This window comes from Actinoplanes sp. NPDC051851 (assembly GCF_040681165.1).
GTDB lineage: Bacteria > Actinomycetota > Actinomycetes > Mycobacteriales > Micromonosporaceae > Actinoplanes.
Map to the genome: position 1 here is coordinate 1 of NZ_JBFAYF010000007.1, position 15,107 is coordinate 15,107.

14 protein-coding genes are annotated in these 15,107 nt (G+C 70.9%); 8 read left to right on the forward strand and 6 right to left on the reverse strand.

The genetic code is table 11. The features are described from left to right. Nucleotides 1–304 precede the first annotated feature (304 nt). Together AB0M08_RS09290 and AB0M08_RS09295 are read left to right on the forward strand one after the other, a co-directional pair. On the forward strand, nt 305–784 hold the full coding sequence (locus tag AB0M08_RS09290; protein ID WP_364490833.1) for a hypothetical protein: 480 nt from the start codon (nt 305–307) through the stop codon (nt 782–784). A gap of 86 nt (nt 785–870) precedes the next feature. Beyond that, on the forward strand, nt 871–1,347 hold the full coding sequence (locus AB0M08_RS09295) for an NUDIX domain-containing protein (RefSeq protein ID WP_364490835.1): 477 nt from the start codon (nt 871–873) through the stop codon (nt 1,345–1,347). A gap of 581 nt (nt 1,348–1,928) precedes the next feature. Here AB0M08_RS09295 and AB0M08_RS09300 read toward each other — a convergent pair. Further along, nucleotides 1,929–2,402, reverse strand: coding sequence for a hypothetical protein (locus tag AB0M08_RS09300; protein ID WP_364490837.1), 474 nt, complete (start codon nt 2,400–2,402; stop codon nt 1,929–1,931). Between the two features lie 261 nt (nt 2,403–2,663). Here AB0M08_RS09300 and AB0M08_RS09305 point away from each other — a divergent pair, with 261 nt between their 5' ends. Both AB0M08_RS09305 and AB0M08_RS09310 read left to right on the forward strand, forming a co-directional pair. After that, nucleotides 2,664–2,999: a hypothetical protein gene (locus tag AB0M08_RS09305; RefSeq protein WP_364490839.1), complete on the forward strand. Its 336-nt coding sequence runs from the start codon at nt 2,664–2,666 to the stop codon at nt 2,997–2,999. A gap of 382 nt (nt 3,000–3,381) precedes the next feature. After that, the gene (locus AB0M08_RS09310) at nt 3,382–4,389 is read left to right on the forward strand and encodes an RNA polymerase subunit sigma-70 (protein ID WP_364491249.1); all 1,008 of its coding nucleotides are present in this window, start codon (nt 3,382–3,384) and stop codon (nt 4,387–4,389) included. A gap of 246 nt (nt 4,390–4,635) precedes the next feature. Here AB0M08_RS09310 and AB0M08_RS09315 read toward each other — a convergent pair whose 3' ends face one another. Further along, nucleotides 4,636–5,217 carry a dihydrofolate reductase family protein gene (locus AB0M08_RS09315; protein WP_364490841.1) on the reverse strand — a complete coding sequence of 194 codons (582 nt, stop codon included), beginning with the start codon at nt 5,215–5,217 and terminating at the stop codon, nt 4,636–4,638. Between the two features lie 374 nt (nt 5,218–5,591). Here AB0M08_RS09315 and AB0M08_RS09320 point away from each other — a divergent pair, with 374 nt between their 5' ends. The 3 genes from AB0M08_RS09320 to AB0M08_RS09330 all read left to right on the forward strand — a co-directional run bounded on the left by AB0M08_RS09320 (nt 5,592) and on the right by AB0M08_RS09330 (nt 7,882). Then, nucleotides 5,592–5,741 (forward strand): hypothetical protein, encoded by a 150-nt coding sequence (locus tag AB0M08_RS09320; RefSeq protein WP_364490843.1) that lies wholly within the window; start codon nt 5,592–5,594, stop codon nt 5,739–5,741. A 414-nt stretch (nt 5,742–6,155) separates the two neighbouring features. Next, nucleotides 6,156–7,271, forward strand: coding sequence for an LLM class flavin-dependent oxidoreductase (locus AB0M08_RS09325; RefSeq protein WP_364490845.1), 1,116 nt, complete (start codon nt 6,156–6,158; stop codon nt 7,269–7,271). Then, nucleotides 7,268–7,882: an FMN reductase gene (locus AB0M08_RS09330; RefSeq protein WP_364490846.1), complete on the forward strand. Its 615-nt coding sequence runs from the start codon at nt 7,268–7,270 to the stop codon at nt 7,880–7,882. The genes AB0M08_RS09325 and AB0M08_RS09330 overlap by 4 nt, the downstream gene beginning before the upstream one ends. A gap of 82 nt (nt 7,883–7,964) precedes the next feature. Here the strand turns inward: AB0M08_RS09330 and AB0M08_RS09335 are convergent, their stop codons facing one another. Both AB0M08_RS09335 and AB0M08_RS09340 read right to left on the reverse strand, forming a co-directional pair. Beyond that, nucleotides 7,965–12,086: a helix-turn-helix domain-containing protein gene (locus AB0M08_RS09335; RefSeq protein ID WP_364490848.1), complete on the reverse strand. Its 4,122-nt coding sequence runs from the start codon at nt 12,084–12,086 to the stop codon at nt 7,965–7,967. A gap of 358 nt (nt 12,087–12,444) precedes the next feature. Beyond that, nucleotides 12,445–13,158 carry an RNA ligase family protein gene (locus tag AB0M08_RS09340; RefSeq protein ID WP_364490850.1) on the reverse strand — a complete coding sequence of 238 codons (714 nt, stop codon included), beginning with the start codon at nt 13,156–13,158 and terminating at the stop codon, nt 12,445–12,447. Between the two features lie 104 nt (nt 13,159–13,262). Here AB0M08_RS09340 and AB0M08_RS09345 point away from each other — a divergent pair, with 104 nt between their 5' ends. Then, complete coding sequence (locus AB0M08_RS09345) at nt 13,263–13,721, forward strand: hypothetical protein (RefSeq protein WP_364490852.1); 459 nt, start codon at nt 13,263–13,265, stop codon at nt 13,719–13,721. A gap of 26 nt (nt 13,722–13,747) precedes the next feature. Here AB0M08_RS09345 and AB0M08_RS09350 read toward each other — a convergent pair whose 3' ends face one another. Further along, nucleotides 13,748–14,632: a DUF4231 domain-containing protein gene (locus AB0M08_RS09350; protein WP_364490854.1), complete on the reverse strand. Its 885-nt coding sequence runs from the start codon at nt 14,630–14,632 to the stop codon at nt 13,748–13,750. A gap of 28 nt (nt 14,633–14,660) precedes the next feature. Further along, on the reverse strand, nt 14,661–15,092 hold the full coding sequence (locus AB0M08_RS09355; RefSeq protein ID WP_364490856.1) for a cupin domain-containing protein: 432 nt from the start codon (nt 15,090–15,092) through the stop codon (nt 14,661–14,663). Nucleotides 15,093–15,107 lie beyond the last annotated feature (15 nt).

The following is a 15,107-nucleotide window of genomic DNA, read 5'->3' on the forward strand; positions in this document are numbered from 1 at the left end:
CTCAGGCCACGGCTTCGGCTGCATCGACATAACCACACAACCTACCCACCCAGTCCCACGAACGGACACCAGCACCGAATAAGCCAGCAGGGTCACCCCTCACCGCCAGCCGGAAGAGCGCCCCTCCCGCCCCCGCCGCAGATGCCCTGGTCAGAGGCGTGACATGAGTGAACAGTCGGAGGTTTGCCCAGGTCAGCCCGGCGAAGCGCCGCGACCCCAGCCCTCGCTCCGGGCAAATGATCTCTGAAGGGACATATCATCGGCCCAAGCGCGCGCCAGCGTGCACGAGGGCGGTGAGCTCGTCATGACCGCTGAGGAACAGGCCGGGGCCGCGGCCACCATGTCCGCCGCTGTGGACGTGCACACGGCCCTGACGGGACTGGCCGCCTGGCTACGCAAGCAGCCCGGCGTGACCCGGGTCTCCGTGCCGCTGCACCTGACGCGCAAGCGCGGCGGCCGCCGGGAGCCGGCCGGTTTCGCCCTGGACTGGTACGTCGCGGTCCAGCACGAGAGCACCCTCGACCTGGACTTCTGCCTGGAGGTGTCGTACGCGGACGGCGAGTGGGTGATCTCCTCGTTCGCCGCGGCGGGCGGCCGGGACCCGAACGGCAGCGACCGCATCGCCTCGTTCCCGGATCGCTACGCCGTCACCGACCAGGAGTTCCTCGCCGAGCTCTCCGGAGCGTGCCGCATGCTGACCGGCAGCCGGAAATCGATCCTGGACAGCTTCCTGAACGAGTACGTCGCCGCGCACCGGGTTGCCGACGACCGGGAGTCCGGATAGGACTGGGGCGTACCTGGAGAGCTTCGCGCGCGTCTGGGAAGGTGCGAGCCCGCTGGATTCGCGAGCCCGCTGGATTGAGGTGGCAGATGTCCCGCAGGATCGACTACTTCGACGACCCTTCGGCTCCGCAGGCGAACAGCATCGTCCCGTCGGCGAACGTGGTCGTGGTGAACGAGCAGGGTGAGTTGCTGCTGATTCATCGGACCGACAACGACAACTGGGCGTTGCCGGGTGGGGCGCAGGACTTGGGGGAGTCGCTGCCGCAGTGCGGGGCGCGGGAGACGCTGGAGGAGACCGGGGTCGACGTGGAGATCACGGGGCTGGTCGGGATCTACACCGATCCGCGGCATGTGGTGCTCTACACCAGCAACGACGAGGCGCGGCAGGAGTTCTCGGTCGTGTTCACGGCCCGGCCGGTGGGCGGGGAGCCGACGCCGAGTGACGAGTCGCGTGAGGTGCGGTGGGTGGCGCCGTCGGAGGTGGGTGAGTTGACGATGGACCGGTCGATGCGGATGCGGATCGACCGGTACCTGTCGGGGGAAACGGTGCCTCATCTTGGCTGACAGCTGGATCGGGGATGCCGCGGACAGCTTTTCGGCGGTGGGGACGGTGGGGGCGTTCATCGTCGGATTCATGCTGCCCCGGAAGGATCAGCGCCGGGAGGCGGATCGAGCGGAGGACGAGCGGCGCGAGCAGGCCGCGAAGATCAGCGCGTGGGTAGATGTACCGCAAGGTGGATGGAAGCCGCGAGTTGGCCTTCCGCAGCCACAGCGCGAGCGACATGCCGATCTACGAGGCGGAGCTGCCTCTGCCCGCCCCTGACGGCGCGGAGTCGATCGAGTTCGTCGGCCTGGTACCGTCCGGCCAGAGCATTCGCCGTCCCGCTCCGCCTGGCTGGCTGGCTGGCTCCGTTCCTACGTCGAGCCCGAGCCGGTCCAGATCGAGTTCCAGGACAGCGCCGGCCGCCGCTGGACCCGCGACGAGCAGGGCACATTGGCCCGCCTGGACCATCCGGCTACGTAGCTCCAATAACGAATGACTGACCAGGCATTTGACATGTGAACGGGGAATGGTTCAGGCGAGTAGTCCGCTCACCGCGGTCTCGCCGCAACAAGGCAGCCTTTCTGTCCGGATTGTGGCGTTTTCAAGTCAGGCGTACGCCATTCTGGGCGGCCATCGCGAGGATGTGTTCGCGGTCGCCGTCGAGTAGGGCGGCGGTGGACATCGGCAGGAAGCCGGCTTTCCCGGTGGTGAAGATCAACTGTCCGGGCAAATCGTCGATGCCGTTCAAAGCCGACCAGCCGTAGCCGTGTTGCGTGAGGGCGCTGTGGCGCTGCACTCCCCATTCGTCGATCGTGTAGGTGCCCGAGGTGGCGAAGAGGCGCCAGCAGCGGCTGGTTGCGCGGCTGACCAGCAGCCAAGGCACGCCGACGATGGCCAGCAGGCTCAGGAGAAGGCCGACCACATCGGGCGAACCTGCGGCGATCGAGTCGATCACGACGGCCGAGAGCAGGAGCAGGCCCAGCCCTCGGAACAGCCACAGCGCCTTCTTCGACTTGTACCGCACGGCGGCCACGATGAGCCCGCGGTCGGGTGGGGGTGAGGTCACGATCTGCACGCCGCCGACCCTAACGCTCAGGCGATCTTGAAAATATCGACCATTGAGCCAGGCAGGACGGCTCACCCGGCGCCGCTTTCACCCAGACCCGCCGCCGCGGCGGGGATTGGTCAGTGCGGCGATCCTCCCCGGCCACCCAGCCTCGAAGGACGGCTACGCTGCGTGCCGGTGGGCAGTGGTGGCCCAAGACCGGCCGCGCCGATGACAGCGGCATGAGCGCGCGTTGTCCGGCGAGCCGCTCGCGGCCGGCATGATTGCTGAGTGCGCGACCTGGTGAGGCTGAACGGCCTGTGGTGGGACTGGCAGGTGGACCGGTGGGACGTGTCCGGGCTCCGTCTCATCGCGGATAACGACCTCACCTACCATCACAGCGTCGAGGTCACCTTCACTGACGTCGTCTGGGCTTCTTGTTCTGACCTGTTTCATCACCCGGTATTCCGGCCTCCGACCGCACCCGAGGCGCAGTTCATGCGCCAGGTCACGACTGGCGACGGTCATCGCCTCTACGCCTGGGATGCCGAGACGGCGAGCGGAACCGTCGCGATGATGGTCGTCGCCCAGAACGCAGCGATCACGGAGAAGTTCGTCCGACACTGACGGCAGGGCAAGTGCATATCAAGCAGGAGGGGACGTCGACGACGTCGCCAGAACCATGCGCGGCTCCCTCGTCGCGAAAGACCACTCGCATGGATGATCTTCGCGGCTTCCTCGGTTGACCGGCAACCGGAAGCAATGAGCTCCTCCGCGTAAGACTCTGATCACCGCGTGTGTCATTCGGGATGTTCGAGCCGCGCTGGAATCGCTCTGTCGGGCCGGAACGAGCGGGTTAAGACGCCCAACGCCGGTACGAAGTGTGCCTCTTGACTCGCCCTGTCCGTGCTGCCGAACCGCCGGGTGGCAGCGGCTTCACCGATTATAATTGTTCCGCCACGTCGTCTGTTCTGGCAGCCCTCTCGCAGCGCTGGAAGGATTGACGACCATGACCGACGCTATGCCGCTGGGCGCCGACGAAGCCACGTTCATCGCGGTGGTTCGTTCAGGCGATACGGCACGGTTCGCGCTCATCACGGAACGCCACCGGCGTGAGCTGCAGGTGCACTGCTACCGGATGCTCGCGAACTACGAGGACGCCCAGGATATGACGCAGGAGACGTTCCTCCGGGCGTGGAACAAGCGAGAATCGTTCAAGGGCCACGCTGCGCTGCGGACCTGGCTGTACCGGATTGCGACGAATGTCTGCCTTGACTTCCTGAAGAAGCGCAATGACCGCACACCCGTACCGATCGAGCTGCCGGACTCCGGCTCCGAGGTGCTGTACCTGCAGCCGTACCCCGACCGGATGCTGCCCGAGGACCCGCAGGAAACGGTGGTGGCGCGGGAGACGATCGAGCTGGCGTTCATCGTCGCCGTCCAGCACCTGCCGCCGCGGCAGCGGGCGGTGTTCATCCTGCGCGACGTGCTCGGCTGGCCGGCGCCGAAGGCCGCCGACGCCCTCGATCTGACTGTTGCATCGGTGACCAGCGCGCTGCAGCGAGCGCGCGTGACGATGCGCGATCAGCTACCCGGCCGCCGACTCGACTGGCGCAGCTCCGTCAGCTCCGAGCTGTCGAACGACGAGCGCGGCGTGGTGAAGTCCTACATCGAGTCCCACGAGCGCAACGACCTCGACGGGCTTATGTCCCTGCTGCGTGACGACCTGCGCTTCGTGATGCTGCCCGAGGCAGGCACCTCGGTCATCACGGCCAAGGACGCGGTGGACGGCTGGGTCTCCGGTGGGCTCTTCCAGCCCGGATACGACGATTGGCGCGGGATCGCAACGACCGTCAACCGCATGCCTGCCGCCGCGCTGTACCTCCGCCCCTCCGACGACCTGGAGTACCGGTTGTTCACCATCGCGGTCCTGCACATCGTCGACGGGAAGATCGCCGAGCTCACCGGATTCGACGCCGCCGGTAAGCCATGGCTGGACCTGCCCCCGACGCTGTGATCAGAGGAGTCCCATCGTCAACGAGAAAGCTGCCGCCGACCCCGCCGGCAACGCCGGCGGGGTCTCTTGGCGCCCGAAGAACATCGTCACGACCAACGACGCCGTCGCCCATATGTCCAGCGAGTAGACAGCTCGCCCGCAACGTACGGGGATGGCCTGGGGGGCTCGGATCATGGCCGAGGGTCGCGGTGAGCACGTCAGGAAGGATCCGACCCCGGCCTCGCTGGCCGGGCAGTCGGCTCGTGCTCATCGCCTCGTTTCGTATCGGGTCAGCAGGACGCCGCCGGGAAATGTTCGCGTCTCCACGAGGTTCAGGTTCACCCAGCTGTCCAGAGCGGTGAAGAACGGTGTGCCGCCGCCCACCAGGACCGGGTATGTGACCAGCATGTACTCGTCGATCAGCCCGGCCCGCATGGCCGCTGCGGCAAGTGTGGCGCCGACGATGTCGATCGGGCCGCCGTCCTCGGCCTTGAGCCGAGTAATCTCGGCGACCGCGTCGCCGGTGACCAGGCGGGTGTTCCAGTCGACCTTGTCGATCGTCGAGGAGAACACCACCTTCGGCATGTCCCGCCAACGGCGGGCAAACTCGATCTCCGCCGGTGTGGCACCGGGCTGCTGGTCGGCGGTCGGCCAGTGGGAACTCATCGCCTCCCACAATTTGCGCCCATACAGCGCCAGGCCGGTCGCCCTCACCCGGTCGGACCACCGCTGGAACAGCTCGTCGCTCGACGATTCCGGGTCCTCACCCCCACTCCAGCCGAGGTCGTCGTCTGGCGCGGCGATGTAGCCGTCCAAGGTCACGTTCATAGCAAAGGTCAGTTTCCGCATCGTGCCAGCCTCTCGTGAGTCGATCACATACCTACAGACGAGCGCGGCGTGGAAACCTAATCGGTGCGCGATGCAAGTGGTGTTGTCACGCGTCCGTGCCGGCATTCCATGTCCGGGCGACGGTTGTCGCATCGAGGCTGGCTCGCAGAAAGCGGCGATGCCCGTCAGTCAGTGCTCGCAGAGGGCACCTGGCGGCTCGGCCGGGTCGGTTGGCAGGCTCGCCCAACTGGAAGCGAGGGTCAACAACCGGCAGCGGCAACCCATTCACACCGCTTACCTGATACAGACGGCGGCCCGAACGACGAACGCGTTCTTCTCGGCAAGGGAGTGCGCTGATTCAGTATTGGGTGTTCGAGGATTTTAGGGTTCGCTCGATGGTGTTCACCGACTGGATGATCTGTGAGTCGGCGTCGGCTATGAATGTGGGGACGATGCTGCCGGGCTCGTATCTTTCGGTGATCTCATGCAAACGGCGTTCGACGGTGACCGGGTTTCCGGCGGGGCTGGTCGTCATGTCGCAGTAGGTCACCGCGTCGGACGGCAGGCCGTCGACGGGAGGGAACTCTGTTCCCAGTTCGTTGGTGCGGCTTCGGAGGCCAGCCTCGATCGTGGCATGGGAATGGTTGGCGACGAGGCGGCAAGCGGTGCTGTCGGCATGCGCGACGTCGCGGAGGTGGCGGCCGCCGTCCAGCGGATGGAAGCCGCCGCCACAGCCCCACCGCGTCTGCCGGGACGTCCGAGGAGCGGCCGGCCGTGAGCGAACGGCGGAGCGGGACCACGACGCCGTGGGGTCTGGGGGTCGCCCCCAGGCAGGCGCAGCCCTGTGACCCCCGCCGCAGCGCAAGTTCTTTGAATCTGAAATAGTTGCTGAGTCAAGCGCGTTGTGCGGGGCAGTCCGGGACGTCAGAAACCCCGGCGGGAAGCAACAGGAGCGGGTCATGCAATTCGGTATCTTCAGCGTCTCGGACATCACCACCGACCCGACCACCGGGCACACCCCGACCGAGGCCGAGCGCATCAAGGACATCGTCACCATCGCGAAGCACGCGGAGGAGGTCGGGCTCGACGTCTTCGCGCTCGGCGAGCACCACAACGAGCCGTTCTTCTCCTCCTCGCCGACCACCACCCTGGCGTACATCGCGGCGCAGACCAAGGATCTGATCCTCAGCACCGCGACCACGCTGATCACCACGAACGACCCGGTGAAGATCGCCGAGGACTTCGCGATGCTCCAGCACCTCGCCGACGGCCGGGTCGACCTGACCCTCGGGCGCGGGAACACCGGCCCGGTCTACCCGTGGTTCGGCAAGGACATCCGGGCCGGCATCCCGCTCGCCATCGAGAACTACGCGCTGCTGAACAAGCTGTGGCGTGAGCACACCGTCGACTGGTCGGGCAAGTACCGCACGCCGCTGCAGAGCTTCACCTCCACGCCGCGCCCGCTCGACGAGGTCCCGCCGTTCGTCTGGCACGGCTCGATCCGCAGCCCGGAGATCGCCGAGCAGGCCGCGTACTACGGTGACGGCTTCTTCGCCAACCACATCTTCTGGCCGGCGTCGCACACCAAGCAGATGGTCGGTCTCTACCGGCAGCGCTTCGAGCACTACGGGCACGGCTCCGCCGACCAGGCCATCGTCGGCCTCGGCGGCCAGGTCTTCATGAACAAGAACAGCCAGGACGCGATCAAGCAGTTCCGGCCGTACTTCGACAACGCCCCGGTCTACGGCCACGGCCCGTCGCTGGAGGACTTCTCCCGCCAGACCCCGCTGACCGTCGGCAGCCCGCAGCAGGTCATCGACCGCACCCTGAAGTTCCGCGACTACGTCGGCGACTACCAGCGCCAGCTCTTCCTGATGGACCACGCCGGCCTGCCGGTCAAGACCGTCCTGGAGCAGCTCGACCTGCTCGGCGCCGAGGTCGTCCCGGTGCTCCGCAAGGAGTTCGCGTCGCTCAAGCCGGCCCACGTCCCGGACGCGCCGACCCACGCCTCCCTGGTCGCGAAGAAGAACGAGAAGAACGAGAAGAACGAGAAGAAGGACGAGGTCACCGCATGAAGCAGCGCAAGCTCGTCGTGATCAGTTCCGGTCTGAGTCAGCCGTCCTCGACCCGGCTGCTCGCGGACCAGCTGACCCGGGGCGCCGAGCAGGCCGCCGCGCGGCTCGGGGTCACCCTCGACGTCCGGGTCATCGAGCTCCGGGACCTGGCCCACGAGATCACCGACCACATGCTGACCGGTTTCGCCCCCACCGCGCTGAACCAGGCGCAGGAGGCGGTCGCCGCGGCCGACGCGCTGATCACGGTCACCCCGGTCTTCAGCGCGAGCTACAGCGGACTCTTCAAGTCCTTCTTCGACGTCCTCGACAAGGACGCCCTGGTGGACAAGCCGGTCCTGCTCGCCGCGACGGCCGGCACCGCGCGCCACTCGCTCGTCCTGGAGCACGCGCTGCGCCCGCTCTTCGCCTACCTGCGGGCGAGCATCCTGCCCACCGCCGTCTTCGCGGCCAGCGACGACTGGGGCGCCGACTCGGCGGAGGGCCCGCTCCGTGGCCGCATCGACCGCGCCGCCGCCGAACTGGCCCGCGAGGTCGACCGCCGTGAGCCTGCCGCCGTCGTCGATCCGTTCGCCCTCACGACCGATTTCGAAGACATGATCAAGAACCTTTGATCGTACGACCTACCGAAGGAACCGGGCCGGTCGCAGCGACCTGGAGGGATCCCTCCAGGTCGCTGCCGCGCGCCCGGCCGTCTCACGGGCAAGACCGGACATAGGCCGCCCCCGGCACGTACTGCTCCCACTCCGCGGCGGTGAGCCCGTCCCCGCCACCGGCACAGAGCGCGTCGATCACCCGCCGCTCGTCGGTGTCCCAGAACGTCACGGTGCCCGCCGTGCCGACGGCCGCCAGCGCCGTCCCGCCCGGCAGGTAGGCGATCGCGTACGTCTTCCCGCCCGGATTCGCCGCGTGCAGCGTCGCCGTGGGAGACGCGTGCGGCGCCGCCGTGGCGGAGAGGCCGTCCACCCGCCACGTCCACACCGACCCGTCCCCGCCCGACGCGGCGAGCTCGCTCCCGTCCGGCCGGAACGCCAGGCTGTACACGTAGTGCGTCGGCCCGGTCAGCGGCTCCCCGAGCGCCCGCGGCCGCTCCGGATCGCTGATGTCCCAGAGCCGTACGGTGTCGTCCGCCCCACCGGCGGCCAGCACCCGCGAGTCCGGCGAGAACGCCACCGACCACGCGTAGTTCCCGAACCCGCCGAGCGACGGCAGCTCCCGGGCGGCCGCCGGATCGCTGATGTCCCAGAGGTGCACCGACCGGTCCGCGCTCGTCGCGGCCAGGTACCGCCCGTCCGGGCTGAACGCCACGTTGGTCGCCTGCCCGCCGGTGTCCAGATCCGGCAGCCGCCGCGGTGCCGCCGGATCGTGCACGTCCCAGAGGTGCACCCGGTCGTCGTCCGCCGCCGCCGCGACCAGCCGCCCGTCCGCGCTGAACTGCAGCGCCTCGATCAGCGCCGCCGACCCGCTCAGCGTGGCGTGCGTGCTCCCGGTCGTCATCAGCACGCTCCCGGCCCGGTTCCCGGTGACCACGGAGCGCCCGTCCGGCGAGATCGCCACCGACCCGGCCGACGCCCCGAAGTCCCCGGCGTTCGCGTCGAGCTCCAGCCGCCCGCCCGGCGTCACCCCCGCCCCCGCCCCGACACCGGCACCCGCCACATCGCCGCCACTCGCCGCCGCACCGCCGCCCGCTACCGCGCCGTCGCCCGCCGGGTTGCCCGTGCCTGCCGGACTGCCCGCCGCCGCGCCGCGCTTCAGCGACCACAGCTGGACGTGCCCCCGCGCCCCGGTCGAGGCGACCGCCAGCCGGGTCCCGCCGCGGTCCACGCCGAGCGCGAACAGCGCCCCGCTCGCCGCGTCGATCACCCGCCGCGGCACCGGAACACTCCGGACCACCCCGTCCGCCGCCCCGACGTGCAGCACGGTCCCGTCGGGGGAGTAGGCGACCGCCGTGATCTGGGCCGCGCTCGCCACCGTGTCCAGCCGTTCACCGGTCTCCGCGCCGAACACCACCAGGGTGTTGTTCGACCCGCCCACCGCGACCCGCCCGCCGTCCGGCGAGTACGCCGCCGCGTTCACCCACGAGGTGAACCCGGTCTCCAGCCGCCGCCGGACCCGGTGCCCGGCGACGTCCAGCAGCACCGCCGTTCCGTCCTTGGCCCCCGCGACCAGCGTCTCCCCACCCGGCGACCAGGCGATCGCGGTGATCGTGCCGGCACCCACCACGATCGACGCGGGCGTGCTCTCCAGCCGCCCGGCCGGCCACACCTGCACGGTCCCGCTGCTCCCGGCCGCCGCCAGGCTGTGCCCGTCCGGGCTGTACGCGACACTCTGGATCACCTCGCGCCCACCGGTGACCCACAGCGGCGCGGGCCGGCTCCAGTCCGCCCCCGGCATGATCCCCCAGGCCCGCAGCGAGGGGCTCCCGCCACCCGCGACGAGCCGCGTCCCGGACGGATCGAACGCCAGCGACTCCACCGCCGCCGCGAAGTTCCCGGGTGCCACCCCGAGCGCGACGGGCCGGCGCGGTTCCCGGACGTCGTACAGCCGCACCCGCCCGTCCTCCCCGCCCACGGCCAGCGTCCGCCCCTCCGGACTGAACGCGATCGCGTACACCACGTTCCCGGTGCTCCCGGTCTCCCCGGCCGTTCCGCTCTCCCCGGCCGGCACGACGCCGAGCCGTTCCACGGGCCGCCCGCCCGCGTACCGGTACAGCCCGACGGTCCCGTCCGCCGCACTGCTCACCGCCATCAACGTCCCGGACGGATCGATCCGCAGTACGGTCGGCCCCGAGGTCCCGACCAGCCGGTGCACCACGCCGCTCCCGGTCGCGTCGAGCAGCGCCGACCGCGCGTCGAGGGTCGGCGAGATCCGGTACGCGGCCAGGGCCAGCTGCTCCGCCAGCGCCGGATCCACGTCCCGCGCCCGCGCCGACTCGATCGCCACCTGCCGCGACAGCGCCTCGTCCCGCGCCCGGCCGGCCGCCTCCCGCTGATCCGCCGCCACCGCCCCGGCCCGGAACGCGTACCCGGCGAGCCCGACCGCGACCAGCACGACGACGAGCAGCGCCCCGACGAGCTGCCGCAGCACCCGCACCCGCTTGCGGTCACTCTCCCGCTCGGCCTCGACGGCGGCGAGACTCCGGTCCAGGAGCTCCCGCTCCACGCCGTTCATCAGCGCCCGGTGATCCGGATCCCGCGCCCACTCGGTCACCTGGGCGAGCAGATTCCCCCGCATCAGCCCCGGATCGTCCGAGCCCGCCGCGGTCCCGCCCGCCCGCGCGCCGTCCGCGGCGATGCCGCCCGACCGCGTGCCGTCCGCGGCGATGCCGCCGGACCGCCAGTCGTCCGCGGCCCGGGCCAGCCGCCGGTGCACGAGCAGCCCGGCGTGATCCGCGGTGATCCACTCGGCGAGCCGGGGCCACGCGGTCAGCAGCGCGTCATGGCTGATCTCCAGGTACCGCTCATGCACCGTGATCAGCCGGCGGGCCACGAACCGCTCGATCACCGGCGCCATCACCTCCCGCCCGGCGGGCAGCTCCGCCGGCCCGACCGGCCGTTTCGTGGCGACCGTCTCCTCGTCCACGGTGACCAGCCGCAGGAACAGCCGCCGCGCCAGTTCCCGCTCCGCCTCACTCAGCTCCGCGTAGGCCTGCTCCGCGCTCTGCTGCACCGCCCCGCTCAGCCCGCCCGCCGCCCGATAGTGCGCCAGCGTGAGCCGCCCCCGCTCCCGGGTCTCCCAGGCCGCCAGCAGCACATGCGACAGCAACGGCAACACGTTCTGATGCCCGGGATACCCGCTCCCGCCCCGGCGGGCCGGCAGCACGTCCGCCAGCGCCACCTCGACGAGCGCCTCGTCCACCGGTACCCGGCAGGCTTCGGCCGGCCCGACGATCGCCGCCCGCAGCTGCTCCTCGGTCAGCGGCGGCACCACCATCTGCCACTCCTGCAGCGCCGGCACCAGCACCGGATCCGCCGCCGCGGCCGCGAAGAAGTCCGCCCGGATCCCCGCCACGACCAGCGTCCCCGGCCCCAGCCCGGCGAGCTCCCCGACGAAGTCCACCCCGTGCTCACCCGCGACGGTGTAGACCTCCTCGAACTGGTCCACGACCAGCACCCGCGGCTCCGCCGTACCCGAGAGGGCCTCTCGCAGGGCTTTCACCGGATCCGCCCCGGGAGTCATCGCCGCGACGGAGCCGCCGTCCGCCGTCACCGCGGGCACCACCCCCGCCCGCAGCAGCGAGGACTTCCCCGACCCGGACGCCCCCACGAGGAAGAGCAGCCGCAGATCCGGCCCGCTCTCCCGCAGCGCCGCGAGCCGGTCCAGCACCTCGTCCACGAACGCGGACCGTCCGAAGAAGAGCCCCGCGTCCTCCGCCTCGAACGGCCGCAGCCCCCGGTAGGGCGGCCCGTCGGCCCCGCGCCGCACCTGCCGTCCATCGGTCCGCGCCCGGACCCGCCCCAGCGCGTCCTCCCACGCCGCCAGGTCCGATGTGGTCACCCCGCACGCGGTCAGCAGCGCCCGGAACTGCGGCCGCTGGGCGGGCCCCGGCAGGTGGGTGGCCTTGACGTACCCCCCGACCGTCGCCGGCGGCAGCCCCGACCGCGCGGCCAGCTCCCGGATGCTCAGCCCGGCCCGCCGCCGCAACGTACTCAGTGCGTCCCCGAGCTCATCCCGCGTCTCGATGTCCCCCGCGAAGACGTCCCGTGTCTCGGCGCCCTCCGGCCCGCCGTGTTCCGGACCGTTGCCGGCGCTCTCCCGAATGGTTCTGCCCCCCAGTGCCGTACGCCACGGCGATCCCCGCGATCGCGGAGGCGACATCGCCGGGCCCTCCGACCCTAGAAAGCCGACCGGCGTTACGGCATCGTTCCAACGGAGGACCACCCCTCACCGTCCAGGCTGGATGATCATCTCCCGTCTCCGTCCGAAGTTCGTCCGGAATTGACACTCACCGCACCATCACCCATCCCCACCCCCTACCGTGAGCGTCACCGAACCCGGTACGGCTCCGTTCTGATCCCAGGACCGTCCCTCGGGCCTGGCGGGGCCCGGGGGACTCTCGGGGGCCTGGGATCAGTCCCGGACCGGCCACCGCTCAACGCCGCCCACACACCGCGGTCAGCGCCGCCCAACGCCGGTCAAACGTCGCCCAGCGCCGCCCAGCGCCGCCCAACGCCGGTCAGTGCCGATCGGCCCGCCGCTTCAGCGTGCGCTCGTAGTCCTGGAACCGCGCCTTCGCGATCACCGACCGGTCCGGCGACCGCAGCACGATCCCCTCCGGCGCGCCCTGACCGGTTTCGTCCAGCGCGACGAACGTCTCCGGCAGCCACTCGGTGAGGAACGCGTGCATCCCCGCGACCTCCGTGGGCAGCGAGCTCCCGTCGACGGTGAACAGCCGCGGCGCAAGCTCGATCCCGGCCGTCACGCCCGCCGCCTGAAGTTCCACCTCTTCCGAGTACGCCTGCCCGCCCCCTTCCCGCCACCGGGAGATGCGCTCCGCGGGCCAGCTCAGCCGCTCCTCCAGCGCACCCACGGTCGCCATGTCGAACAGCCGCCACCCGTCGGCACCCCGCGTGCTGTACTGCTTCGCCTGCCCGCCGATCCGCCCGCCGTACAACTCCAGGTAGAGCACCCGCAGCATCCCGTCCCGGGGCACCAGCGTGGTCCGGGCCACCCGGTCCGCCACCGCCCGCAGATTCGCCACGATCCCCTGCGACGGATTCCCGATCAGATCCCCGGACGCGTACAGCAGCTCCTCCCGCGACCCGAGCAGATACCCACCACCCGGCAGCAGGAGCAGACGCGAATTCGCTCCGTCGACCTTCTCCGATCCCAGGACCGGGCCGGTGAAGACGACGGGGTCCTCGAGGAGGCCGCCGTGGCGCGGCGCCAACGGAGTTCCGCCGCCTGTGGATATCGCGCCGGGGGAGTGAATCGGCTGGAGATGGCATACGTCCGGCATCGACGTACGGGTGGTGTGATGGCCAGAGTGGTCCGGTGCCTACTCGTTCCTCGACCGCGGTGCTCGTCGCGACCGGTGTGCTGGTGCTGCTCTGCTGCGGCGGGGGAGCCACGGTCGCCGGCCTGTTCCGCGGCGGCGACGATCCACAGTCCCGCGTCGTGGAACGGGCGACCACGGCGCCGCCGAGTGAGAAGCCGAGCCGGGACCCGAGCGGGCCATCGAGCCGGGAGCCGACCGCCGAGCCGACCGCCGAGCCGACCGGGGAACCGACCGCGCGGCCCAGCCCGACCCGGACCCGGAGCACCACGGCACCGGCGCCCACGGCGACCGGCACCTCGGCGACGCCGACGCAGACCGTACCCGAACAGGAAGCGCGACTCGGCGCTCCCTGCGCGCCCACCGGGGCTCTGAGCAGGACGGCGAACGGCCTGCGGGTGATCTGCCTGCCGGGCCGGGCCGACCGCGACCGGTGGCGCCCGCTCGGGCCCGGCTGAGACACGACCGGAACACGGCCGGGGGGTCAGCGGCGCGGGCTCAGCCCCTTGGACGCCCGCCACAGCGTGTGCTCCCGGGAGATGGCCTCCTCGGCGTCCTGTACGTAGCGGGCCCAGTCCGCCTCCGGCACCGCGCGCAGCTCCGACCGGATCGCCGCGAGCTCCTGGTACGCCACCGAGTACGCCCGGCTGTTGTACGCGTACTGCCGGGCCTGACTCCACGCCATCACCCCGGCCGCCCCGGCGCCGAGCATGCCGAGCAGGTCGATGTCGAAGCGCCCGAACGCCTTGAGCGTCGCGCCGATCACGCCGGCGAACTCGAGGGCGACCGCCGCCGCCGTGCACGCCCGGGCCATCCGGTCGTGGCGGCGCGCCTCCCGGCCGTACCACCGGGCCTGCGAGGTGATCCGGTCGGTGAGGTAGAGCTCCCGGCGCTCCTCGAACGAGGTCGCGCGCCTCTCCCGCATGTAGGGCGTGATCTGCTCGTCCGAGTCGTCGATCGGCGGCAGGGCGACGCTGGCCAGGCCCTCCAGGATGTCGTGGAGGCGGCTCAGGAACTGCTCGTCGGCCCGGTGCGGGTCCATGCCGGCCGGGAACGGGTCGCCGCCGACCAGGTAGCGCCAGGTGACCGTCTTGGTGGACTCGGTGGCGGCGCGGGCCTCGTACCAGAGGTGCACCGGGTCGGTGGTGAGCTGGTAGAACTCGGTGGCCAGCGCGGTGGTGAAGGCGAGCAACGCCAGCCAGCCGAGCAGGTCGAACGATCCGGCCGTCCAGCTCGCGGCGCCGCCGACCGCGGCGAGGAAGAGCGCGACCAGCCGGATCCGGGTGGTGGTCAGGAAGCGCCGCTGGCCGAGGCGGCTTCCCTCACTGGCTGCGTAGTACGTCGCGGGCAGGGTGCGCGGACTGTCCACGTCGGTCAATGTACAACGGGGACTCCCGTCAGAGCAGTCGCCAATCGGCGTACTCGAATCCGGGGGCGACCACGCAGCTGACCAGGACCGGCTCGGTGCCGGCCGGGGTGGCGGTCTGCCAGACGCCGTCCGGGACGACCAGTTGCGGGCGCTGTCCGGCGGCCACGTCGGTGCCGAGCGTCAGCGCCGGGCCGTCCACCGGCGCCGGGCCGGACCCGCCGAGCCGCAGCGTGAGCGGTCCGCCGGAGTGCCAGAACCAGAGCTCGGCGGAGCGGACCACGTGCCAGGCCGAGGTCTCGCCGGGGTGCAGCAGGAAGTGGATCGCGGTGGCCGCGGCGCGCGCGCCGGGGTAGCCGTCCGGCCGGAACTCGTGCGGCGAGCGCCAGGTCTCGCGGAACCAGCCGCCTTCGGGGTGCGGCTCCATACCGTAGAGCGCGACGAGGGGTGATCGGGGCGTCATGGCGGGGCAGCCTAG

Excerpts from the sequence above, each read along its gene's own strand:
- AB0M08_RS09290 (WP_364490833.1), top strand. The coding sequence starts at position 305 with ATGACCGCTGAGGAACAGGCCGGGGCCGCGGCCACCATGTCCGCCGCT.
- AB0M08_RS09295 (WP_364490835.1), top strand. The coding sequence starts at position 871 with ATGTCCCGCAGGATCGACTACTTCGACGACCCTTCGGCTCCGCAGGCG.
- AB0M08_RS09310 (WP_364491249.1), top strand. The coding sequence starts at position 3,382 with ATGACCGACGCTATGCCGCTGGGCGCCGACGAAGCCACGTTCATCGCG.
- AB0M08_RS09315 (WP_364490841.1), bottom strand. The coding sequence starts at position 5,217 with ATGCGGAAACTGACCTTTGCTATGAACGTGACCTTGGACGGCTACATC.
- AB0M08_RS09320 (WP_364490843.1), top strand. The coding sequence starts at position 5,592 with ATGGTGTTCACCGACTGGATGATCTGTGAGTCGGCGTCGGCTATGAAT.
- AB0M08_RS09325 (WP_364490845.1), top strand. The coding sequence starts at position 6,156 with ATGCAATTCGGTATCTTCAGCGTCTCGGACATCACCACCGACCCGACC.
- AB0M08_RS09330 (WP_364490846.1), top strand. The coding sequence starts at position 7,268 with ATGAAGCAGCGCAAGCTCGTCGTGATCAGTTCCGGTCTGAGTCAGCCG.
- AB0M08_RS09335 (WP_364490848.1), bottom strand. The coding sequence starts at position 12,086 with ATGTCGCCTCCGCGATCGCGGGGATCGCCGTGGCGTACGGCACTGGGG.
- AB0M08_RS09355 (WP_364490856.1), bottom strand. The coding sequence starts at position 15,092 with ATGACGCCCCGATCACCCCTCGTCGCGCTCTACGGTATGGAGCCGCAC.